Here is a 21,625-nt window from a genome sequence, read left to right as displayed (position 1 = left end):
GCGCATTGTCGCCGATGGCCTAAACTCGCCGCACATGCCCACCTCTGACGACATTTCCCCCTCTTTGCTGCTCACCGTGGCCTTTGCCGCCGCGCTGCTGCTGGGCCTTGCCCTCAAGTTCTGGCTGGCGACACGCCAGGTCCGGCATGTGGCCCGCCACCGCACTGCAGTCCCCACCCCGTTTGCCGAACGCATCGCGCTGGCCGCACACCAGAAGGCGGCTGACTACACCATCACCAAAGCCCGCCTGGGCATGCTGGAGATGGCGCTGGGGGCGGCCGTGCTGCTGGGCTGGACCTTGCTGGGCGGCCTGGATGCACTGAACCAGGCGCTGCTTGGCGCGCTGGGTGGCGGCATGTGGCAACAGATGGCATTGCTGGTGGCCTTTGCTGCCATCAGCGGACTGATCGACCTGCCCCTGTCGCTGTACCAGACCTTCGTGGTGGAAGAACGGTTTGGCTTCAACAAAATGACCTGGCGCCTGTGGCTGGCGGATGCCCTCAAGGGCCTGCTGGTGGGCGCCATCATCGGGCTGCCGATTGCCGCACTGATCCTCTGGCTGATGGGCGCTGCAGGCCCGCTGTGGTGGCTGTGGGCCTGGTGCTTCTGGATGGGTTTCAACCTGCTGCTGATGGTGATCTACCCCACCTTCATCGCACCGCTGTTCAACAAGTTCCAGCCACTCGAAGATGAATCGCTCAAAGCCCGCGTGACGGCACTCATGCAGCGCTGCGGCTTCTCGGCCAAGGGCCTGTTTGTGATGGACGGCAGCCGCCGCAGCGCCCACGCCAACGCCTACTTCACGGGCTTTGGTGCCGCCAAGCGCGTGGTGTTCTACGACACCCTGCTGCGCCAGCTGGCCCCCGGCGAGGTGGAGGCCGTCCTGGCCCATGAGCTGGGCCATTTCAAGCACCGCCACATCGTCCAGCGTGTCGTGATGATGTTTGCGCTGAGCCTGACAGGCTTTGCGCTGCTGGGCTGGCTCTCCACCCAAGTCTGGTTCTACACCGGGCTGGGCGTGCGCCCCAATATCTCGCTGGACCCGGCCATGGCAGCTGCCCCCAATGACGCACTGGCATTGCTGCTGTTCATGCTGGTCGTGCCGGTCTTCACATTTTTCATCTCGCCGCTGTTCTCGCAGCAGTCGCGCCGCCATGAGTTCCAGGCGGATGCGTATGCCGTGGCCCAAGCCAGCGGCGCCGATCTGTCGTCGGCCCTGCTCAAGCTGTACGAAGACAACGCCTCCACGCTCACACCCGATCCGGTGTACGTGAAGTTTTACTACTCGCATCCACCGGCCACCGAACGGCTGGCGCGCATGCAAACCCCTGCTCACCCATGACTACCATGTTGAAGAAAAAAGACTGGTCTACGCTGACCCGCCGTGCCCTGACAGCCACAGAAGTCGTAGCAAACCTGGCCAAGCTGGAAGGCTGGAGCCTCAGCGGCGACGGCGCCAACGTCGCCATCGAGAAGATCTACCACTTTGCCAATTACTACGAGACCATCTCGTTCGTGAACGCGCTGGCGTTCATTGCCAACGCGCAAGACCACCACCCCGACCTGTCGGTGCATTACAACCGCTGCGTGGTACGGCTGAACACGCACGACGTGCACGGCATCTCCAGCACCGACTTCGAGTGCGCCACACAGTTCGACGCGCTGGTCGCGCTGTGACACAGGCCCACCATGGCTGAACGCAGCGCCCTCATGGAAGGTACCGTGGTGGCCAGCCATGGGCGCCACTGTATGGTCGAGACCCCGGATGGGGAGCGCCGCATCTGCCACCCCCGTGGCAAAAAAAGCCAGGCCGTCGTCGGCGACCATGTGCTGTGGCAGGCACCGCCGCCCGGCCAAGGCGAAGAAGGCACCATCGAAAAGGTCAAGGAGCGGCGCAACCTCTTTTACCGCCAGGACGAGATCCGCACCAAGTCGTTTGCCGCCAACCTGGACCAGGTGCTCATCCTGATTGCGGCAGAGCCGGTGTTCTCGGAAAGCCAGCTGTCCCGCGCACTGATTGCGGCAGAAGCTGAGGGCATCAAGCCCATCATCGCCCTCAACAAGAGTGATCTGGTCGAGCCCTTCGCCCGCGCATGGGAGCGCCTACTGCCCTACCGACACATGGGCGCAGGCAAACACTACGGTGTACTGCCGCTGTCGCTGGCGCTGTCCAGCGATGTGGACCGCGCCCTGCTGATGGAACACCTGCAGGGTAAAACCACGCTGGTGCTGGGCCCGTCGGGCTCAGGTAAAAGCACGCTGATCAACCTGCTGGTGCCCGGCGCTTCTGTGCTGACCGGGGAAATCTCGCAGGCGCTGAACTCTGGCAAACACACCACCACCAGCACCCACTGGTACTGGATGGATGCGGCGCGCACCACCGCACTGATCGACTCGCCGGGGTTCCAGGAATTTGGGCTCCACCATATCGCCCCCATGCAGCTCGCCGCCTGCATGCCCGACATCGCAGAACACGCGACGGCCTGCAAGTTCTACAACTGCACTCACCTGCATGAACCGGGCTGTGGCGTACTGGATGCTGTAAAAAGTGGCCCAAGCGCTGGAGGAATAAGCCCCTCGCGCTACAAAATATATAGCGATTTATTTGAAGAGCTGAGCCACACCCGGTATTGAGGACCTCCGCCTGAAGCGCTGCTCTACGCCGCGCCAACAAGCTTTGACCCGCTAGCCCAGCAAGCGCGCCAGCGTGAGCAACGCCAGCAGCAGCATCCAGACCACCACCGAGCGCCACACCAGGCCGACCACGCTGCGCAGGTGGCCCACTTCGGGCTCGCGGCCAGGGGTGGAGTCGCTATCGCCCATGTCAGCGTCGATCTCCAGGCCCTGCGGAGCATGCAGCTCGGTGCGCGCCTTGAGCGCCTCACCGCCCAGGCGCACATTGATGGCCCCCGCTGTCGCGGCGAGCACCACACCATCGTTGTCGTTGGGAAACCGCTGTGCGTGAAAACGCCAACCTTCAATCGCTTCTTCAAAGCTGCCCACCACCGCAAAACTCAGCGCCGTGAGCCGCGCTGGCAACCAATCGATGGCGGTCCAGGCCTGTGCCGAGGCCTGCTGCAGGGATTCGCTGGCTGGCAGTGCACCGGTACGCTGCTTGTAGTGCCAGTAGCGGGAGACAAATTCAGCCAGGCGATACAGCACCGCTCCCGTTGGCCCCAGCCCCAGCGCAGCCAGCACCGAGAACCAGGCCAGCACGCCAAACACGTGCCGGTGGGCGGCCAGCACCGAATACTCAATCACATGGCGCACGATCTCGCTGCGCGGCAGCGCGCCCACATCGACCTGCTGCCAGTGCGCGAGGCGCTCGCGGGCCGCATCTTCGTCCCCCTCCTCCAGCGCATCGCGGATGCCAGTGAAGTGGTGGCTGAACTGCCGAAAGCCCAGCGTGACATACAGCACCGCCACACTCCAGAGCACTGCAAACGGCCAGCCCAGCCCCCACAACAGCAGCCAGTGGATGGCCAGCGTGACCAGTGCAGGAACAAGCACTGCGAGGCTCCACGCCACCCAGCCGTGGTGCGATTTGCCCGCGTCGAAATTGCGGCTCACGGATAGCGCCCACGCACGCAGCCCCGCATGGATGGGATTGCTGCGGGCCAGGGGACGTGCCTGCTCGATCAGCAGAGCGAACAGGATGGCGAAGAAACTCATGGAGGGCAATGATACTGGCGCTTCGCCCTGGTGCACCCCATTGCGCGCACGGCAGCTTCAGGCCTGCATGAAGCGGTAGAAATTACGCAGCATGCCCGCCGTGGCACCCCAGATGAAATGGGTTTTGCCACCCTGCTCGTAGGGCATGGAGAACCACTCGCGGTGCACGCCATCGCGATCAAACACGTGGCGACGGTGACGGGCCGGGTCCAGCAAGAAGGCCAGGGGCACCTCGAACAGGTCGGCCACTTCATACGGGTTGGGCTGCAGCACGCAATCCGGCTGCACCAGAGCGACCACGGGGGTGATGATGAACGATGAGCCGGTCACATAGGTGGGGAGGGTTCCCAGCACCTCGACAAACGCACGGTCGAGCCCCACCTCTTCCTGTGCTTCGCGCAAGGCGGTGTCGGCCGGGCTGGCGTCTTCCGGATCGGCGCGCCCCCCCGGAAAGGCAACCTGCCCGGAATGGGTGGACAGATGTGCCGTGCGCTCCGTCAGCAGCACCATGGGTTGCTCACGCAACACGATGGCCAGCAACACGGACGCATGGGCCGGCTCGCGGTTCATGAACTTCTTTTCCAGCACCACCTCCGGCTCCCACTGGGGCGGCTGCGCAAAACGCGCACGCAGTGCATCGGGCGTCTGCGCCGCCAGGGGCACGGCAGGCAGGTGCGCATCCACCCCGACCACCGGCACCATTCGGGGGTCAAAGTCGGGCAGGCTCGACAGAGGCGCGATGACCGATGAGACGGCGGGAGGAGAAGGAGGGTTCACAACTAGCGGAACAGGTTGTCGACAGACAAAAAACAAAAAGCCGCTACAGGCTGACGCTGTAGCGGCTTGTCAGGACAGGCCCTCGCCTTGCTTGGATTAAGCGGCGGTGGCAGCAGCCTTGACGCGCGAAGGCAGCTTTTCCTTGATACGTGCCGACTTACCGCTGCGATCACGCAGGTAGTACAGCTTGGCACGACGCACGTCACCACGGCGCTTGACTTCAATGCTGGCGATCAGCGGGCTGTAGGTCTGGAACGTACGTTCCACGCCTTCACCGCTGGAGATCTTGCGCACGGTGAAGCCGCTGTTCAGGCCGCGATTGCGCTTGGCAATCACCACACCTTCGTAAGCCTGCACGCGCTTGCGGTTGCCTTCCACCACGTTCACGCTCACGATGACGGTGTCACCAGGGGCGAATTCGGGGATGGACTTGTTCAAGCGGGCAATTTCTTCCGCTTCCAGGGTCTGGATCAGGTTCATGTGAGTTTCCTAGTGATCTTGTCCGCGCCAAAAATGGCTGCGTCGGGATTGACGTCTCAGTGTTTTGCGGGAGAACTCCCGGGCAAAACGGCCGGCCAGAGGATCGAAAAGCCTTTGATTATAGCAATTCAGCCGAGCTTGGCCAATACTGCTTCATCGGCGGGGGCCAAACGCCCGGCCTGGCGTGCGGCGTCGATGAGATCGGGCCGATGGCGAGCCGTGGTGGCCAGGCGCTGGTCGCGCCGCCAGCGCTCGATCTGTGCATGGTGGCCCGACAGGAGGGCAGCAGGCACCTGCTGCCCCGCCCACTCTTCCGGCCGCGTGTAGTGCGGACAGTCCAGCAGGCCATCCAGTGCCGGATTGAAACTGTCGAGCTGGTGGCTGCCCTCGTCATTGAGCACACCGGGCTGCAGGCGCGCCACGGCATCCAGCAAAGCCATGGCAGCAATCTCGCCCCCAGAGAGCACGAAGTCGCCCAGGCTCATCTGCACAGTCACATGCGCATCGATGAACCGCTGGTCGATGCCTTCGTAGCGGCCACACAACAACACCGCGCCCTCGCTGGCAGACCAGCGCTCCACAGCGGCGTGGTTCAACGACTCGCCGATGGGAGAGAAAAGCACCACCGGCGCCTGAGCCTCCTCGGGCTCACCCCGCTCCGCCCGGATGGCCGCGAGGCAGCGCGCCAGAGGTTCGGCCATCATCACCATGCCCGGGCCGCCGCCAAACGGACGGTCATCCACCCGGCGGTAGTTGCCGTCGGCGTAGTCCCGGGGGTTCCACAGGCGCACATCGACCTGGCCGCTGGCATAGGCGCGTCGGGTCACGCCGCTTGCCAAGAAGGGGGCAAACAGCTCAGGGAAAAGGGTGATGATGTCAAAGCGCATGGTGCGCGGCGCGGCTCAGGGGGCGCCTGTCAATAGTCGGGCTGCCAGTCAACGGTGATACGTTTCTCAGCCAGATCCACCTTGTCCACAAAGGCCGAGACAAACGGGATCATGCGCTCCTGCGCCTTGCCGTCCTGCTCGTAAGCCAGTACCAGCACGGTCTGGGGGCCGGTGGACATCAGCTCGCGCACCTGGCCCAGCGCCACGCCTTCGCGGTTGAATACCGACAGGCCGATCAGATCGACCCAGTAATACTCGTCATCCGAAGTGGATGGAAAACTGGAACGCGGCACAAAAATCCGTGCGCCCCGCAACGCCTCTGCGCCGTTGCGGTCGTCAATGCCCTGCGCCCAGGCCACCACGGAGTCCGAGTGGTCCTTGGCCTGGCGGATGGGCAGCAGCACGGTGCCGCTGAAGGTCTTGGCCCCGCGCTCGGACGGCTGCAGGTACCAGCGTTTGGACGAAAAAAGTGCCTCGGGATTGCTGCTGTGCGGCAGCACCTTGAACCAGCCCTTGACGCCCCAGGCATCTGCAATGCGCCCTACTTCAACGGCGTCAGCAGGCAGTTCTGCGGGTTCGAGGGTCAGTGGTGTGGTGGCCATGGCAGTGAATCCAGAATGAGAAAAGGGCGGGTTCCGCCAGACCAGCCGACGGAACCCGCCCTTTTCGGGGCGCTTTAAGCAGCCTTCTTGGCGGCTTGCTTGATCAGGCGGTCCACCGTGGGGGAGGACTGGGCGCCCACGCCCACCCAGTAAGCCAGACGGTCTTGCACGATGCGCAGGCCTTCTTCGGATTCCTTGGCGGTCGGGTTGTAGAAGCCGATGCGCTCAATGAAGCGGCCGTCACGGCGCACGCGCTTGTCAGCAACGACGATGTTGAAGAAAGGACGGCCCTTGGAGCCGCCGCGGGAGAGTCGAATGACGACCATGATTTATCCTTCGGGTGGTGAACTCCGGCAACATTTGCCGTAAGCCACAGTGTTCGCAACCATATTCGCAACGCTTGAGACACGCGACATGGCCACCCGGCCAGCGACACGCTGCAAAGCCCGCGATTATATCTATTTGTTCCAATGTCCACCATCCGCCCCAGCACCGACAGCGATATCCCCGCCATTACCGCCATTTACCAACACCATGTGCTCCACGGCACGGGCACGTTCGAGATCGATCCCCCTTCCGAAGCCGACATGGCAGGCCGCCGCGCTGACGTACTGGCGCGCGGGCTGCCCTGGCTGGTGGCCGAGCAGGATGGACAGGTGCTGGGCTTTGCCTATGCCAACTGGTTCAAGCCCCGTCCGGCCTACCGTTTCTCGGCCGAGGACTCGATCTACGTGGCCAACAGCGCCCGGGGCATGGGCCTGGGCCGCAAGCTGCTGGCCGAGCTGGCCGTGCAGGCCGAGGCCGTGGGCGTGCGCAAACTGCTGGCGGTGATTGGCGACTCGGCCAACGCGGGCTCCATTGGCGTACACCGGGCACTGGGCTTCACCGATGTGGGCATCATGCGCTCGGTGGGCTGGAAGTTTGGCGCCTGGCGCGATATCGTGCTCATGGAAAAGACCCTGGGCGCGGGCGACACCACCTCCCCCGAATAACGCGACGCCCCCATGAAAAACAAAACCGTGGCGGCCTGGCTCGCCTTTGTGGGCGGGCCCTTGGGCCTGCACCGCTTCTATCTGCACGGCCTTTCCGACATGCTCGGCTGGCTGCTGCCCATTCCCACGGCGCTGGGCATCTATGGCATCCAGCGGGTGCAACAACTCGGCCAGGACGACCACTACAGCTGGGTGCTGATTCCGTTGCTGGGCTTCACGATTGCCGCCTGTGCGCTGCGTGCCATCCTGTATGCGCTTATGACGGCCGAGGCCTGGAATGCGCGCTACAACCCCAGTGCCGCGCCCGATGCCGCACCGGGCCGGACGCAATGGATCACCGTGGGCGCCATCGTGGTGTCGCTGCTGATTGGCACCACGGTGCTGATGGCCAGCCTGGCGTTCAGCTTCCAGCGGTACTTTGAATACCAGATCGAGGAGGCGCGCAAGATCTCTCAGTGATCTGCCGACAGGCACCCAAACAAAAAGCCCCATTGAATTCGCATTCAATGAGGCTTTTGCGCTAGTGCTGCTTGCCCTGAAAGCTATCTATTTAATAGCAATCAGAAGCACCTGGGCATATCGCCCATCAGAACAGCTGCAGGCTGATCCAGTAGGCGACGGCGGCCACAAACGCACTGGCGGGAATGGTCAATATCCACGCCCAGATGATGTTGCCCGCCACACCCCAGCGCACGGCGCTGGCACGCTGGGTGGAGCCCACACCGACGATGGCGCCCGTGATGGTGTGCGTGGTGGAGACCGGAATGCCCAGCGTGGTGGCCAGGAACAAGGTCAGCGCCCCGCCCGTTTCGGCACAGAAGCCGCCCACCGGCTTGAGCTTGGTGATCTTCTGGCCCATGGTCTTCACAATGCGCCAGCCGCCAAACATGGTCCCGAGGCCAATGGCCACGTAGCAGCTGATGATGGCCCAGGTGGGGGGCGAGGCATCAGACGCCGACGAGTACCCCGTGGCAATCAGCAGCAGCCAGATGATGCCGATGGTCTTTTGCGCATCATTGCCGCCGTGCCCGAGGCTGTAGGCGCCGGCAGACACCAACTGCAGCCGGCGGAACCATTTATCCACCTTGCTCGGGCGCGTGCGCCGGAAGATCCAGGCCACCGCCACCATCATGAGCGAACCCAGCGCAAAACCCAGCAGTGGCGACACGAAGATGAACGCCACGGTCTTGAGGATGCCTGCCGAGATCAGCGCCCCCGCACCAGCTTTGGCAATTACCGCACCCACGATGCCACCGATGAGGGCGTGCGAGGAGCTGCTGGGAATGCCGTAGTACCAGGTGATCACGTTCCAGGTGATCGCGCCCACCAGGGCGCCAAACACCACGTGCGTATCCACAATGCCCGGCTGCACAATGCCCTTGCCCACCGTCGCCGCCACGCTGAGGTGAAAGACGAAGATCGCCACAAAGTTGAAGAAGGCGGCAAACAGCACCGCCTGCGCCGGTTTGAGCACACCGGTGGAGACCACCGTAGCGATCGAATTAGCCGCGTCGTGGAACCCGTTCATGAAGTCGAACAGGATCGCCAGGGCCACAAGCAGAACCACAACCCAGAGGGCCGTCTGTACGGTTTCCATACTGGTCAGCCTGCGGGGTTCAGGAGTTTTCGAGGACGATGCCCTCGATGCAGTTGGCCACGTCCTCGCACTTGTCGGTGATGGTCTCCAGCAGCTCGTAGATGGCCTTGAGCTTGATCACCTCGCGCACATCGGGCTCCTCGCGGAACAGCTTGCTCATGGCGCTGCGCATCACGCGGTCCGCGTCGGATTCGAGCTTGTCGATCTCCTCGCAGGTCTTGAGCGCAGCCTCGGCCACGGCCGGGTCGGCGATCTTCTCCAGCAGCTTGACGGCATCGCGCAGGCGCTCGCAGCACTTGAGGCTCAGGTCCGTGAGGCGGGTGATTTCTTCCGTCATGTGGCGCACGTCGTACAGCGCCATGGTCTCGGCCGAGTCCTGGATCAGGTCAGCCACATCGTCCATGGTGTTGATCAGCGTGTGGATCTGCTCACGGTCGATGGGGGTGATGAAGGTCTTGTGGATGGCCTTGTTCACCTCGTGTGTCACGCGGTCGGCAGCACGCTCGGCGTTGTCCACATCCTGGTTGTACTTGTCGCGCAGGTGCGGGTCGCTGTAGTTGGCCACCAGTTGCGAGAAGGCCCGGGCCGCCTCGACGATGCGGTCCGCATGCTGGTTGAACATTTCAAAAAAATTGCCTTCGCGTGGCAACAGCTTGGCAAACAGCATGGAGACTCCTGGATCGGGAACGAATGGTGAGAAAAGGCTGCGCCATGACAAAACCATGACGCTTTCGTGACCCGGCGAGTTTAACCGTGCGCCCTGCAGGGGGTTGATGCCGCTGCCTCATGCAGTCATGCCGCCCTACGCGCAGGGCCACGGGCGGCGGGGCGACGCCCGTCTCGGCCTTCCCCCGTCAGGCACCCCGGAAGATGAAATACACCGCGCCCACCAGACACAGCCCCGCCCAGAGGTAGTCCCATTTCAGGGGTTGACCCATGTAGAACACGGCGAACGGCACAAACACGCCCAGCGTGATGACCTCCTGCATGATCTTGAGCTGCCCCACGTTGAACTGGGTGAAGCCGATGCGGTTGGCTGGCACCTGCAACAGGTACTCAAACAGCGCGATGCCCCAGCTGACGAGGGCTGCAACGTACCACGGCGAGGAGGCCAGGTTCTTGAGGTGCCCATACCAGGCAAAGGTCATGAAGATGTTGCTGGCGGTGAGCAGCAGCACCGTTTGCAGCGAGATGGGCAGGGACTGGAGCGCGTTCATGGTGAGGCGTCAGGGCTGAGAGAGTGAACGAATCGATCGATTATGAACAAAATCAGCCGATCGCGCCGGTGTTACATGCCTTGACAGCTATTCATTTAATAGCAACATTCTCTCCACTGCACCCGGCAGAAGACACAAAAAAGGCACTCCACTGGAGTGCCTTTCAGAGAGTGCGGCACCGACTGGGCGGTGCGTTTGCTGCAGCGGCTTATTCGCCCAGGTAGGCGGCGCGCACCTTGGGGTCGCTCAGCAGTTGCTGGCCGGGGCCGGTCATGGTGATCAGGCCCGACTCCATCACGTAGCCACGGTCGGCAATCGCCAGCGCGCGGCTGGCGTTCTGCTCCACCAGCACGATGGTCACGCCCAGGGCGTACACATCGCGCACCACCTCGAAGATCTTGTCCACCATGATGGGCGATAGACCCATCGAGGGCTCGTCCAGCAGCAGCACCTTGGGCTGGCTCATCAGTGCACGGCCCATGGCCAGCATCTGCTGTTCGCCGCCCGACATGGTGCCAGCCAGCTGGTCCTTGCGCTCACGAAGGCGCGGGAAGATGGTGAACATCTTCTCGATGTCGGCCAGGATGCCCGCTTTGTCGGAGCGTGTGTACGCGCCCATCTGCAGGTTTTCGGTGATGGTCATGCGCGCGAACACGCCGCGGCCTTCCGGCACCATGACCAGGCCCTTTTTCACCAGATCCCAGGCGCCCTTGCCCTTGATGCTTTCGCCCAGGTACTCGATGTCGCCATCGTTCATCGCCAGCGTGCCGGTGATGGCCTTCATGGTGGTGGTCTTGCCAGCGCCGTTGGAGCCGATCAGCGAGACCAGCTCGCCTTCGCGCACTTCAAAGTCCACGCCCTTCACGGCCTGGATACCGCCGTAGGCGACCTTCAGGCCCTTGACCTGCAGCAGTACCTTGTTGGATTTTTCGGCCATTCTCAATGTCCTCCGGTGCCCAGATAGGCCTCAATCACTTTTTCGTTCTTCTGCACTTCGGCAGGGTTGCCCTCGGCAATCTGCTTGCCGTAGTCGAGCACCGTCACACGGTCGCACAGGCCCATCACCAGCTTCACGTCGTGCTCAATGAGCAGGATGGTGCGGTTGTCATTGCGGATGCGGTCGATCAGCTCGCGCAGCTGCACCTTCTCGGTGGCGTTCATGCCGGCGGCGGGCTCGTCCAGCGCGATCAGCTGCGGGTCGGTGGCCAGCGCACGGGCAATTTCCAGGCGACGCTGGTCGCCGTAGCTCAGGGTACGCGCCTTGTAGTCGGCAAACTTGCCGATGCCCACGTAGTCCAGCAGTTCCTGGGCACGCTTGGCAATCGCGGCTTCTTCTTCCTTGAAGCCCTTGGTGCGCAGCACCGCGCCCAGCAGGCCGGACTTGGTACGGATGTGGCGGCCCACCATCACGTTCTCGAGCGCCGTCATTTCGGCAAACAGGCGAATGTTCTGGAAGGTGCGGGCGATACCGGCCTTGGCCACTTCGTGCACGGCCGTGGGCTCGTAGGGCTTGCCGGCCAGCTCGAACGTCCCGGCGTCGGGGGTGTACAGGCCGGTGATCACGTTGAAGAACGTGGTCTTGCCCGCGCCGTTGGGGCCGATCAGGCCATACACCTGGCCGCGCTGGATGGTGATGCCCACGTCGGACAGGGCCTGCAGGCCGCCGAAGCGCTTGGAGATACCGGCGACCTTCAGCACCACTTCATTGGATTTCTCTGTCATTGCTAACTTTCGGTGGTGTTCTTCTTCAGGTCTTCTGCGTCAGGCTCTTGCCGTGCTCAGGCGACGGCCACAGGCCGCGGGGGCGCATCAGCATGATGATGATCATCGCCAGGGCAATCAGCAGCTGGCGCAGGATGGCGGAGTCGAGGCGACCGTCCGTCATGGCCTGCAGCGGGCCGGCCACGTAGCGCAGCACTTCGGGTAGGGCCGACAGCAGCACGGCACCCAGGATCACGCCAGGGATGTGGCCGATACCGCCCAGCACCACCATGGCGACGATCATGACCGACTCCATCAGGCTGAAGGACTCGGGCGACACGAAGCCCTGGAAGGCACCGAACATCGCACCCGACACGCCGCCGAACGAAGCGCCCATGCCGAAGGCCAGCAGCTTCATGTTGCGGGTGTTGATGCCCATGGCCTTGGCTGCGATTTCGTCTTCACGGATCGCCATCCAGGCGCGGCCGATGCGCGAGTCCTGCAGGCGGTAGCAGATCACGATGGAGACCACCACCAGCACCAGGAACAGGTAGTAGTACAGCGTGACGGAGTTGATGTCGAAGCCGAACAGTTCCAGGCGTTTACCCAGGTCCAGGCCGAAGATCTTGACCGAGTCGATCTGGCCCAGGCCCTTGGGGCCGTTGGTCAGGTTGACGGGGTGGTCCAGGTTGTTCAGGAAGATGCGGATGATTTCGCCGAAGCCCAGCGTCACGATGGCCAGGTAGTCACCGCGCAGCTTGAGCGTGGGCGCCCCCAGCATGGCGCCAAAGAACGCCGCTAACAACGCCGCTACCGGTATCACGATCCACAGCGAGGTGTGCAACCCGTTGGGAAACATGGCGGCAAACGCCGCAAAGTTGTCCGCGAGGTGCGGCGACGCCATCAGGGCAAACAGGTAGGCGCCCACGGCGTAGAACGCCACATAGCCCAGGTCCAGCAGGCCGGCGTAGCCCACCACGATGTTCAGGCCCAGGGCCAGCAGCACATACAGCAGGGCCAGGTCGGCAATGCGCACCCAGGCGTTGCCGAAGGATTGCAGGATCAGCGGCAGCACCAGCAGCGCCACGGCGCCGATGATCCAGTTGGTTTTGGTGTTCTTCATGGTGTGAGGCTCCTCAGGCGCGATCGGCCACACGCTCACCCAGCAGGCCCGAGGGGCGCAGCGTCAGGATGATGATGAGCACGATGAACGCAAAGATGTCGGTGTAGTGGCTACCCAGCAAACCGCCCGTGAGCGTGCCGATGTAACCCGAGCCGATGGCTTCGATGAGGCCCAGCAAAATACCGCCCACCACCGCACCGGCCAGGTTGCCAATGCCGCCAAACACCGCCGCCGTGAAGGCCTTGAGACCGGGCAGGAAGCCCATGGTGTGTTGTGCCGTGCCGTAGTTGGACGCGTACATCATGCCGGCGATGGCCGCCAGCACGGCGCCGATGATGAAGGTGGCCGAGATCACCATGTCGGGCTTCACGCCCATCAGGGATGCCACGCGGGGGTTCTCCGCCGTGGCGCGCATGGCGCGACCCAGGTTGGTGTGGTTGACCAAATAGACCAGCGAAGCCAGGGCCACCGCCGTCACGCCCAGGATCAGGATCTGCGTGGGGGTGATGAAGGCGCCACCCACCTGGAACGGCGTGCTGGGCAGCAGCGTGGGATACGGCTTGTAGTTGGGCTTCCAGATGATCATCGCCAGCGTCTGCAGCAGGATCGACATGCCGATGGCAGTGATCAGGGGTGCGAGGCGCGGGCTGTTGCGCAGCGGCTTGTACGCAATCTTCTCGATGGTGTAGTTGAGGGTGGCAGCCACCACGCACGCGATGATGGTGGCCAGCAGCAGGATGGTCCAGCCCGGCGCGCCCGGCATGGCGGCCTGCATCATTCCAATACAGCTCCAGCTGGTGAGGGCGCCGATCATGAGCACCTCGCCGTGGGCGAAATTGATGAGTTGAATAATGCCGTACACCATCGTGTAGCCCAAGGCTATCAAGGCGTACATGCTGCCGAGTACCAGACCGTTGATGATCTGTTGCAGCAAAATGTCCATAAGAGAAGTCCTTCGTTTGTGACGTACCCACCGCTTTGGCACCGGAATCGGTACAGCCTTGTGGGCCCGACTGCCATCTAGCAAAAAACCCGCCAGGAATGCAGCTGTGCGGGTTTGTGGACGGGATTGTAGCGAGTAGTCACAACCGCCCCAATCCAAGCCGGGCGGGGTTTTCCCTCGGGTTTTGGTCACATCAGCGCGCCACGCACTGCATAAGCATTTTTGATGCACGCAAGATAATTGATGTGCAAACTTATTACCTTAATCATGCCGAATCGGCATAACGCGGTTTTTAAGGATGCAGCTTCGGCTGAAAAGGGACCGCCCCACTCCCTGGCGGTCTAGAGGCCGGCCCCGCGATCAGACGCCGGTGTCTGGCGCCTGCACGTCCGGGTGGGCGGCGGCGACATTGCGCTCGCGCAAATCCCGCATCTTCTGGGCGATCTTGATCTCCAGCCCCCGCTCCACGGGCTGGTAAAAGCCGGGCTCGGCCATGCCTTCGGGCAGGTAGTTTTCGCCTGCTGCAAAGCCGCCCTCTTCGTCATGGGCGTAGCGGTAGCCCTTGCCGTAGTCGAGCTCTTTCATCAATTGGGTGGGCGCATTGCGCAGGTGCATGGGCACCGGGCGTGTGCCGTCCTGCTTGACCCAGGCACGGGCCGCGTTGTAGGCCTTGTAAACGGCGTTGGACTTGGGGGCGACGGCCAGGTAGACCACGCATTCGGCCAGCGCCAGCTCGCCCTCGGGGCTGCCCAGGCGTTCGTACACCTCGCTCGCGTCCAGCGCCAGGCGCAGCGCGCGGGGGTCGGCCAGACCAATGTCTTCGGCCGCCATGCGCACCAGGCGGCGCGCCATGTAGCGCGGGTCGGCGCCACCGTCGAGCATGCGCACCAGCCAGTACAGCGCGGCATCGGGGTCGGAGCCGCGCACCGACTTGTGCAGCGCGCTGATGGTGTCGTAGAACTGCTCGCCGCCCTTGTCGTAGCGGCGCATGCGCTCGCCCAGCACCTTGAGCAGCCACGCGTCGGTGATCTCGGTGAGCTTCTCCTGCGCGGCCGCCATGGCCAGCGTCTCCAGCGTGTTGAGCAAGCGGCGCGCGTCGCCATCGGCATAGGCTACCAATCGGTCGATTGCTACGCTTTCAATAGCTGGCAGCGCTTGTTCTGCCTGTGCCAGGCCCACAATTCGCTTCAAATCCTCTTCGAACAAGGGCTGCAGCACATAGACCGCCGCCCGCGACAGCAACGCGGAGTTGACCTCGAACGAAGGGTTCTCGGTGGTGGCGCCGATGAAGGTAAACAGGCCTGATTCGACATGCGGCAGGAAGGCGTCCTGCTGGCTTTTGTTGAAGCGGTGCACTTCATCGACAAACACGATGGTGCGCTGCTGCATCAGCCCGTCGCGCGCGGCCTGGGCCTGCTCCACTGCTTCGCGGATGTCCTTGACCCCGCCCAGTACGGCGCTGATGCTGATGAACTGCGCATCAAACGCGTCGGCCATGAGCCGCGCAATGGTGGTCTTGCCCACGCCAGGCGGGCCCCACAGGATGCAACTGTGCGGACGGCCCGACTCAAACGCCAGCCGCAGCGGCATGCCCGGGCCCAGCACATGCTGCTGGCCGATCACCTCGCCCAACGTGCGGGGCCGCAGGCGCTCGGCCAGGGGCTGGTGGCTGGATGGGTGCGCCGAAGAAGGGGCTGAGGCACTGCGTGCTGCCATGGTCGTGTCCTGTCTACAGTAGGCTGATTTTCAAGCCAGATAGGCCTCTAGCGCCTACAAATCATGCGCTGGCAGCTACATTTTTAGGATCAACCTATTGCTTCACGACATCAGCCCCTGCCGGAGGCTTGAACTGGAAGGTGCTGGCGGGCAAGGCCGCATTGGCCTGCATGCCGTTGAAGCGGATCAGCGAACGCTGGCCAAAGCTGTCCAGGATGTCGAGCGCCGCCAGTTGCTCGCCCGCAAAGCCCACGCGCACGCTCTTGAGCTGACCGTCCTTGGTCTTGGGGCTGGCCAGCACCCACTGCAAACCATCGGCGTCGGGGGCGGCCTCCAACGTGAAATCGGCCTTCAACGCCGACAGGTCGGGCGCCGATGCCAACAGCGCGGCAGGGGTGCTGCCCAGCGCTTGCGACTGTGAGCGCTGCGTGACCTGATTCAGGTCCACGTCATACAGCCACAGCGTTTGGCCGTCGGCCACGATGGTCTGCTCGAAAGGCTTCTTGTAGACGAACTTGAAGCGCCCGGGGCGCTGAAACTCGAAGCTACCGCTCGACGTCTTGGTGCGCGCGGCCTGGCCGTCCTTGGGCGGCGATGTCACGGTCTGCGTGAAGTCGGCCTTGCCCGTCTGCGTGCCCTTCATGAAGGATTCCAGGCTTTTCAGCCCGTCAGCGCTAGCCACGCTTGCCGCAGCAGCTATCAAAATTGCAGTAGCGATCTTTTTCAACACGAACTCCTGTAAGGGGGGACCGGCCTTGCGGTCCAGCCGGTCACTCGCTGCGGTTGGGCACCAGCACTTCACGCTGGCCGCTGGCCGTGAGGGCGCTGACCAGACCGGCTTTTTCCATGTCTTCCAGCAGCCGCGCCGAGCGGTTGTAGCCAATGCGCAGCTTGCGCTGCACGTACGAGATGCTCGCCTTGCGGTCCTTGAGCACCACTTCGACGGCCTGGTCGTACATGGGGTCCTTCTCGCCGCCTTCACCACCGCCGCCTTCCCCTGACAGATCGCCCTCGCCATCCACAGTTCCGCCTTCGAGCACGCCTTCTATGTAGTCCGGCTCCCCTTGTTCCTTGAGGTAACTGACGACACGGTGTACTTCCTCGTCCGACACGAAAGCGCCGTGCACGCGGATCGGCAGGCCCGTGCCGCTGGCCATGTAGAGCATGTCGCCCATGCCCAGCAGAGCCTCGGCGCCCATCTGGTCGAGGATGGTGCGGCTGTCAATTTTGGAGCCCACCGAGAATGCAATGCGGGTAGGAATATTGGCCTTGATCAGGCCGGTGATCACGTCCACGCTGGGGCGCTGGGTGGCCAGGATCAGGTGGATGCCCGCGGCACGCGCCTTCTGCGCCAAGCGGGCGATGAGTTCTTCGATCTTCTTACCCACCACCATCATCAGGTCAGCCAACTCGTCGATGATGACCACGATGTGTGGCAGGCGCTGCAGCGGCTCGGGCTCTTCGGGCGTGAGGCTGAAGGGGTTGTAGATGAACTCTTCCTTGGCCTTGGCCTCGTCGATCTTGGTGTTGTAGCCCGCCAGGTTGCGCACGCCGAGCTTGGACATGAGCTTGTAGCGGCGTTCCATCTCGGCCACACACCAGTTCAGGCCGTGCGCCGCCTGCTTCATGTCAGTGACCACGGGCGCCAGCAGGTGCGGAATACCTTCGTAGACCGACATTTCCAGCATCTTGGGGTCGATCATCAAAAGGCGCACATCGCGTGCCTCGGCCTTGTACAGCAGCGAGAGGATCATGGCGTTGATCCCCACCGACTTGCCCGAGCCCGTGGTACCGGCCACCAGCACGTGCGGCATCTTGGCGAGATCTGCCACCACCGGGTTGCCCACGATGTCCTTGCCCAGGCCCATGGTGAGCATGCTCTTGGCCTCGTGGTAGACCTGCGAGCCCAGGATTTCGGACAGGCGGATGGACTGGCGCTTGGCGTTGGGCAGCTCCAGCGCCATGTAGTTCTTGCCAGGGATGGTCTCGATCACGCGGATGGACACCAGGCTGAGCGAGCGGGCCAGGTCCTTGGCCAGGCCCACGATCTGCGAACCCTTGACGCCCGTGGCAGGCTCGATCTCGTAGCGGGTGATCACGGGGCCAGGCATGGCGGCCACCACGCGCACTTCCACGCCAAAGTCCTTGAGCTTTTTCTCGATGAGGCGGCTGGTCATCTCCAGCGTCTCGGGCGCTACGGTCTCCTGGCGCTGCTGTGGACCGTCGAGCAAATCCACCAAGGGCAGCTTGCTATCGGGCATGTCGGTGAACAGTGGCTTCTGGCGCTCTTTCACCACCCGGGTACTCTGGGGGACGTCCACCAAAATCGGCTCAATGATCTGCACGGGTTCAGGGTGGTGCACTTCGCTTTCGGTGCGCTCTTCCAGCACTACCACCTCACGTTCGCGCGCGGCCTTGCGGCCCACGGCGACGTCCTTTGCCACTTCGCGTTTCTCAAGACGCGTCTGCACCAGTGCATCAATCCGCCCCCCCAGAAACTCCGCCACATGACCCCATGAAAAGCGGAACACCAGAGCGGCCCCCGCCACTGCCAGCACAATGGCCAGTAAGCCAGAGCCCGTGAAGCCCAGCCATTTCACACTGGCCGGCCCTACCAGGTACCCCAGCACCCCTCCGGCGTGCCCGGGCAAGAAGGACTCGAAGCGATACAGCCGCGACCACTCCAGCGCGGTACTGGAACACATCAGCACCACCAAACCGATCCAGAACGTAGCCCGGCGCACCAAGGGGCTGGCGGCACCGGCCGCCAACTCGCCACCACGCATCCAGCGCGCCAGCGATGACAGCCAGGCGCGCACGCCAGCTGCCACGCACCACCACACCGAGAAGCCCAGCGCAAAGTAGCTGCCATCGGCCAGCCAGGCACCAAAGCGCCCTGCCCAGTTCGCCACAGTGCGCACATCCCGCGTGCCCGAACTGGACCAGGCCGCGTCCTGCGCCGAATAGCTGACCAAGGCCAGCAGCCAGAAAACCAAGGCCAACAGGCCCACCACCAGGGCAATCTCGTGGCCAAAACGGGCGGCGCCCGTGCGGGGCGGCGACTTTGCCGCCGCAGATGCATTCAGGGTATTGAGGGAATAGGTCATAAACGTGCGGGGTGAGCTTACCGCATGCATTGCGCGTGACACGCCGCTAGGCGTAGCGCCGCCCAAATGCCCATCAGCCGAGCGCGTTCAGACGGTCCTTGAGCAAAGTGGCCCCGTTAGGCAACGCTTCAATAAAGCCGCGCTCCTCCAGGTCCTTCATCACCCGGCTGACCATTTCACGGGAGGCCCCCACCATCTTGGCCAGGTCCTGGCGCGAGATTTTTTCCTTGATCAGCAGCTGTCCTTGCGCATCGGCGACTGCGAAGTCCAGTAGCGCATGGGCCACACGGCCATACACATCCAGTAACGCCAGTGACTCAATCTTGCGATCCGCGTGCCGCAGCCGCTTGACCAACCCACGCATCACCACCAGCGACATGGACGCGTTCTCGGCGAGACAGCGGGCAAACTCCGCACGCCCCAACATCAGCACGTCGGTCTGCACCTCGGCACGCACCGTGGCTGAATGCGGTTCGTTGTCAATGATGCTCATCTCGCCCAGATAGTCACCCTGGGCCAGGGTCGCCAGGATCACCTCGCGCCCGCGGCTGTCGGAGGTCATCACCCTGGCACGCCCGGTGAGCAGGATGAACAGCGCATTGGACTTTTGTCCCTGCTCGACCAGCACCTCGCCACGCTTGAAGCGGCGCTTGATCACCGCGCCGCTGATCACCTCGGCCTGCGCCACCGTCAGCAGCGAAAACAGGGGGACCCGGCGCAGCAGGTCGAGGTTGGACAACATCGTGGACATGCAAACTTCTCCTTTCAGGGGCGCGACCCAACCGGAGCCGCAACGGGTTATTGATGGGTTCTTACAATCACCGTGATTGAAAAAGGGGCCTCTCCCGCGAGCGGTGATCGGTTGATACTCCCTGGATCAACCCCCAGCTTTCCCAACAGCGCCCCATGTAGCGGGCGCAAAACACAGGCTTTTACCATGTCCACCACCCAACACGCGAAAGTTCTGATCCTCGGCTCTGGCCCTGCGGGCTACACGGCAGCCGTCTATGCCGCGCGCGCCAACCTGAACCCGGTGCTCATCACCGGCATGGCCCAGGGCGGTCAGCTGATGACCACAACCGAAGTGGACAACTGGCCCGCCGACGTGCACGGCGTGCAGGGCCCGGACCTGATGCAGCGCTTTCTGGAGCACGCTGAGCGCTTCAAGACCCAGATCATCTTCGACCACATCAACAAGGTCGATTTCAGCAAGCGCCCTTTCACACTCACCGGCGACAGCGGCACTTACACCTGCGACGCCCTGATCCTTGCCACGGGCGCTTCGGCCAAGTACCTGGGCCTGCCCTCTGAAGAAGCGTTCATGGGCAAGGGCGTGTCCGGCTGCGCCACCTGCGATGGTTTCTTCTACCGCGACCAGGACGTGTGCGTGGTGGGCGGCGGCAATACCGCCGTGGAGGAAGCGCTGTACCTGTCCAACATCGCCCGCAAGGTCACGCTGGTGCACCGCCGCGACAAGTTCAAGGCCGAGCCCATCCTGGTGGACAAGCTCCACGAAAAGGTTGCTGCCGGCAAGATCGAGCTCAAGCTCTTCCACACCCTGGATGAAGTGCTGGGCGACAACACGGGCGTGACGGGCATCCGCATCAAGAGCACGCAAGACGGCAGCACCCAAGATATCAAACTACAGGGCTGCTTCATCGCCATCGGCCATGCGCCCAACACCGAAATCTTCCAGGGCCAGCTGGAGATGGAAAACGGCTACATCATCACCCAGGGCGGGCTGAAGGGCTTCGCCACCCAGACCAGCGTGCCCGGCGTGTTCGCCGCGGGCGACGTGCAGGACCACGTTTACCGCCAGGCCATCACCAGCGCCGGGACCGGCTGCATGGCCGCGCTGGACGCGCAGCGCTTCCTTGAACAAGAAGCTTGATCACGAGCAAGCCCCCCACGCTCCGCAGCTGCGCGGGTCGCTGCCCCCCCAAGGGGGCTTTTTTGTCTTGGGGCGGCCCGTCGACAAAAATCGGGCTGCAGGCTATAATCTGTGGCTTTGCTGAATTCGGCCCGTTTTTTGCGGTCATCCGAAACCGGCGAATCGGGTTACCGCCACCCTTTCTGGCGAGGTGAGGCCGCAAGCAAACTTGAGCAAATCAAACGCCCAGGGCTCAGCGAACGGCCGTTAATACAGTATCGGAGTGTCCTCATGGCACGCGTCTGCGACGTAACGGGCAAGAAGCCCATGACTGGGAACAACGTTTCCCACGCCAACAACAAAACCAAGCGCCGGTTCCTGCCGAACCTGCAATACCGCCGTTTCTGGGTTGAGAGCGAAAACCGTTGGGTGCGCCTGCGTGTTTCGAGCGCTGCCCTGCGTTTGATCGACAAGAACGGTATCGACTCGGTGCTCGCAGACCTGCGTGCCCGTGGCCAGGCTTAAGGAGTAGCACCATGGCAAGCAAAGGCGGACGCGACAAGATCAAGCTGGAATCCACTGCGGGTACCGGCCACTTCTACACCACCACCAAGAACAAGAAGACCATGCCCGAGAAGATGGCGATCATGAAGTTTGATCCCAAGGCTCGCAAGCACGTGGAATACAAGGAAATGAAGCTGAAGTAATTCAGCCTCTTTCTGGTCTTCCCAAAAGCCGCCCGGCGTCCAGCCCGGCGGCTTTTTTCATGGGCATGCAGGTCTTTGCGTACAGCCTGGCGGCATCCCCGCCGCGCTCCTTCCTTCTCCGCTGAAGCCAACAAAAAACCGCTGCAGGCACAAGTCCTTACAGCGGTTTGTTGGGAGGTGCGCCTGAGGTGCCCGGACCTGTAGCCAGCCCCTCAACGTCCTGAGAACATCTGG

At 63.0% G+C, this 21,625-nt stretch carries 25 protein-coding genes; 8 read left to right on the top strand and 17 right to left on the bottom strand.

Translation table 11 applies throughout. The features are described 5' to 3' along the window. Positions 1-34: 34 nt before the first annotated feature. From ACOYR4_RS06595 to rsgA, 3 genes are read left to right on the top strand one after another with little or no spacing between them, the layout of a single operon-like run. On the top strand, positions 35-1,342 hold the full coding sequence (locus ACOYR4_RS06595; protein ID WP_422849016.1) for a M48 family metallopeptidase: 1,308 nt from the start codon (positions 35-37) through the stop codon (positions 1,340-1,342). Beyond that, positions 1,339-1,677, top strand: coding sequence for a 4a-hydroxytetrahydrobiopterin dehydratase (locus ACOYR4_RS06590; RefSeq protein WP_422849015.1), 339 nt, complete (start codon positions 1,339-1,341; stop codon positions 1,675-1,677). The genes ACOYR4_RS06595 and ACOYR4_RS06590 overlap by 4 nt, the downstream gene beginning before the upstream one ends. Positions 1,678-1,689: 12 nt before the next feature. Beyond that, positions 1,690-2,634 carry a ribosome small subunit-dependent GTPase A gene (gene rsgA, locus ACOYR4_RS06585; protein ID WP_422849014.1) on the top strand — a complete coding sequence of 315 codons (945 nt, stop codon included), beginning with the start codon at positions 1,690-1,692 and terminating at the stop codon, positions 2,632-2,634. A 51-nt stretch (positions 2,635-2,685) separates the two neighbouring features. On the opposite strand, the gene ACOYR4_RS06580 is transcribed toward rsgA, so the two are convergent. From ACOYR4_RS06580 to rpsP, 6 genes are all read right to left on the bottom strand, one after another. After that, a complete protein-coding gene (locus tag ACOYR4_RS06580; RefSeq protein WP_015013109.1) occupies positions 2,686-3,672 on the bottom strand; it encodes a CobD/CbiB family protein in 987 nt (328 codons plus the stop codon). A 57-nt stretch (positions 3,673-3,729) separates the two neighbouring features. Further along, complete coding sequence (locus tag ACOYR4_RS06575; protein ID WP_422849013.1) at positions 3,730-4,449, bottom strand: CoA pyrophosphatase; 720 nt, start codon at positions 4,447-4,449, stop codon at positions 3,730-3,732. A 96-nt stretch (positions 4,450-4,545) separates the two neighbouring features. Beyond that, the gene (gene rplS, locus ACOYR4_RS06570) at positions 4,546-4,929 is read right to left on the bottom strand and encodes a 50S ribosomal protein L19 (protein WP_060986900.1); all 384 of its coding nucleotides are present in this window, start codon (positions 4,927-4,929) and stop codon (positions 4,546-4,548) included. 128 nt (positions 4,930-5,057) lie between these two features. Further along, the gene (gene trmD / locus ACOYR4_RS06565) at positions 5,058-5,816 is read right to left on the bottom strand and encodes a tRNA (guanosine(37)-N1)-methyltransferase TrmD (RefSeq protein WP_291445112.1); all 759 of its coding nucleotides are present in this window, start codon (positions 5,814-5,816) and stop codon (positions 5,058-5,060) included. Between the two features lie 29 nt (positions 5,817-5,845). Then, positions 5,846-6,418 carry a ribosome maturation factor RimM gene (rimM, locus tag ACOYR4_RS06560; RefSeq protein WP_422849012.1) on the bottom strand — a complete coding sequence of 191 codons (573 nt, stop codon included), beginning with the start codon at positions 6,416-6,418 and terminating at the stop codon, positions 5,846-5,848. 74 nt (positions 6,419-6,492) lie between these two features. Then, positions 6,493-6,744 carry a 30S ribosomal protein S16 gene (gene rpsP, locus ACOYR4_RS06555; RefSeq protein ID WP_015013104.1) on the bottom strand — a complete coding sequence of 84 codons (252 nt, stop codon included), beginning with the start codon at positions 6,742-6,744 and terminating at the stop codon, positions 6,493-6,495. A gap of 144 nt (positions 6,745-6,888) precedes the next feature. Here rpsP and ACOYR4_RS06550 point away from each other — a divergent pair, with 144 nt between their 5' ends. Next, positions 6,889-7,410: a GNAT family N-acetyltransferase gene (locus tag ACOYR4_RS06550; protein WP_209817259.1), complete on the top strand. Its 522-nt coding sequence runs from the start codon at positions 6,889-6,891 to the stop codon at positions 7,408-7,410. Between the two features lie 12 nt (positions 7,411-7,422). Then, positions 7,423-7,869, top strand: a complete 447-nt coding sequence (locus ACOYR4_RS06545; RefSeq protein WP_209817260.1) for a TM2 domain-containing protein — start codon at positions 7,423-7,425, stop codon at positions 7,867-7,869. 127 nt (positions 7,870-7,996) lie between these two features. Here ACOYR4_RS06545 and ACOYR4_RS06540 read toward each other — a convergent pair whose 3' ends face one another. From ACOYR4_RS06540 to ACOYR4_RS06490, 11 genes are all read right to left on the bottom strand, one after another. Continuing rightward, positions 7,997-9,007: an inorganic phosphate transporter gene (locus ACOYR4_RS06540; protein WP_056747483.1), complete on the bottom strand. Its 1,011-nt coding sequence runs from the start codon at positions 9,005-9,007 to the stop codon at positions 7,997-7,999. 19 nt (positions 9,008-9,026) lie between these two features. Continuing rightward, positions 9,027-9,674 carry a DUF47 domain-containing protein gene (locus tag ACOYR4_RS06535; protein WP_015013100.1) on the bottom strand — a complete coding sequence of 216 codons (648 nt, stop codon included), beginning with the start codon at positions 9,672-9,674 and terminating at the stop codon, positions 9,027-9,029. Positions 9,675-9,861: 187 nt separating this feature from the next. After that, positions 9,862-10,224, bottom strand: a complete 363-nt coding sequence (locus ACOYR4_RS06530) for a DMT family protein (protein WP_015013099.1) — start codon at positions 10,222-10,224, stop codon at positions 9,862-9,864. Between the two features lie 208 nt (positions 10,225-10,432). Continuing rightward, complete coding sequence (locus ACOYR4_RS06525) at positions 10,433-11,161, bottom strand: ABC transporter ATP-binding protein (protein WP_209817261.1); 729 nt, start codon at positions 11,159-11,161, stop codon at positions 10,433-10,435. Positions 11,162-11,163: 2 nt separating this feature from the next. Continuing rightward, positions 11,164-11,946 carry an ABC transporter ATP-binding protein gene (locus tag ACOYR4_RS06520; RefSeq protein WP_015013097.1) on the bottom strand — a complete coding sequence of 261 codons (783 nt, stop codon included), beginning with the start codon at positions 11,944-11,946 and terminating at the stop codon, positions 11,164-11,166. 25 nt (positions 11,947-11,971) lie between these two features. Continuing rightward, on the bottom strand, positions 11,972-13,048 hold the full coding sequence (locus ACOYR4_RS06515; RefSeq protein ID WP_015013096.1) for an ABC transporter permease subunit: 1,077 nt from the start codon (positions 13,046-13,048) through the stop codon (positions 11,972-11,974). Positions 13,049-13,061: 13 nt separating this feature from the next. Beyond that, positions 13,062-13,991 carry a branched-chain amino acid ABC transporter permease gene (locus ACOYR4_RS06510; RefSeq protein ID WP_015013095.1) on the bottom strand — a complete coding sequence of 310 codons (930 nt, stop codon included), beginning with the start codon at positions 13,989-13,991 and terminating at the stop codon, positions 13,062-13,064. Between the two features lie 360 nt (positions 13,992-14,351). Continuing rightward, a complete protein-coding gene (locus ACOYR4_RS06505) occupies positions 14,352-15,707 on the bottom strand; it encodes a replication-associated recombination protein A (protein WP_422849011.1) in 1,356 nt (451 codons plus the stop codon). A 94-nt stretch (positions 15,708-15,801) separates the two neighbouring features. Continuing rightward, positions 15,802-16,434, bottom strand: coding sequence for an outer membrane lipoprotein chaperone LolA (gene lolA, locus ACOYR4_RS06500; protein WP_060986904.1), 633 nt, complete (start codon positions 16,432-16,434; stop codon positions 15,802-15,804). A 43-nt stretch (positions 16,435-16,477) separates the two neighbouring features. After that, positions 16,478-18,814, bottom strand: a complete 2,337-nt coding sequence (locus ACOYR4_RS06495; RefSeq protein WP_422849010.1) for a DNA translocase FtsK — start codon at positions 18,812-18,814, stop codon at positions 16,478-16,480. A 73-nt stretch (positions 18,815-18,887) separates the two neighbouring features. Beyond that, positions 18,888-19,565 carry a Crp/Fnr family transcriptional regulator gene (locus tag ACOYR4_RS06490; protein WP_422849009.1) on the bottom strand — a complete coding sequence of 226 codons (678 nt, stop codon included), beginning with the start codon at positions 19,563-19,565 and terminating at the stop codon, positions 18,888-18,890. A 186-nt stretch (positions 19,566-19,751) separates the two neighbouring features. Between ACOYR4_RS06490 and trxB the strand changes: the two genes are divergently transcribed. The 3 genes from trxB (at position 19,752) to rpmG (ending at position 21,391) form a co-directional block, all read left to right on the top strand. Next, the gene (trxB, locus tag ACOYR4_RS06485; RefSeq protein ID WP_015013087.1) at positions 19,752-20,705 is read left to right on the top strand and encodes a thioredoxin-disulfide reductase; all 954 of its coding nucleotides are present in this window, start codon (positions 19,752-19,754) and stop codon (positions 20,703-20,705) included. 270 nt (positions 20,706-20,975) lie between these two features. Then, complete coding sequence (rpmB, locus tag ACOYR4_RS06480) at positions 20,976-21,209, top strand: 50S ribosomal protein L28 (RefSeq protein WP_015013086.1); 234 nt, start codon at positions 20,976-20,978, stop codon at positions 21,207-21,209. An 11-nt stretch (positions 21,210-21,220) separates the two neighbouring features. Further along, positions 21,221-21,391, top strand: coding sequence for a 50S ribosomal protein L33 (gene rpmG / locus ACOYR4_RS06475; RefSeq protein ID WP_005797189.1), 171 nt, complete (start codon positions 21,221-21,223; stop codon positions 21,389-21,391). Positions 21,392-21,625 lie beyond the last annotated feature (234 nt).

Source organism: Acidovorax sp. M14 (assembly GCF_049331375.1).
Lineage (GTDB): Bacteria > Pseudomonadota > Gammaproteobacteria > Burkholderiales > Burkholderiaceae_C > Acidovorax.
The sequence above is the reverse complement of the archived record's forward strand: the minus strand, read 5'-3'. Positions and strand labels throughout refer to the sequence as shown.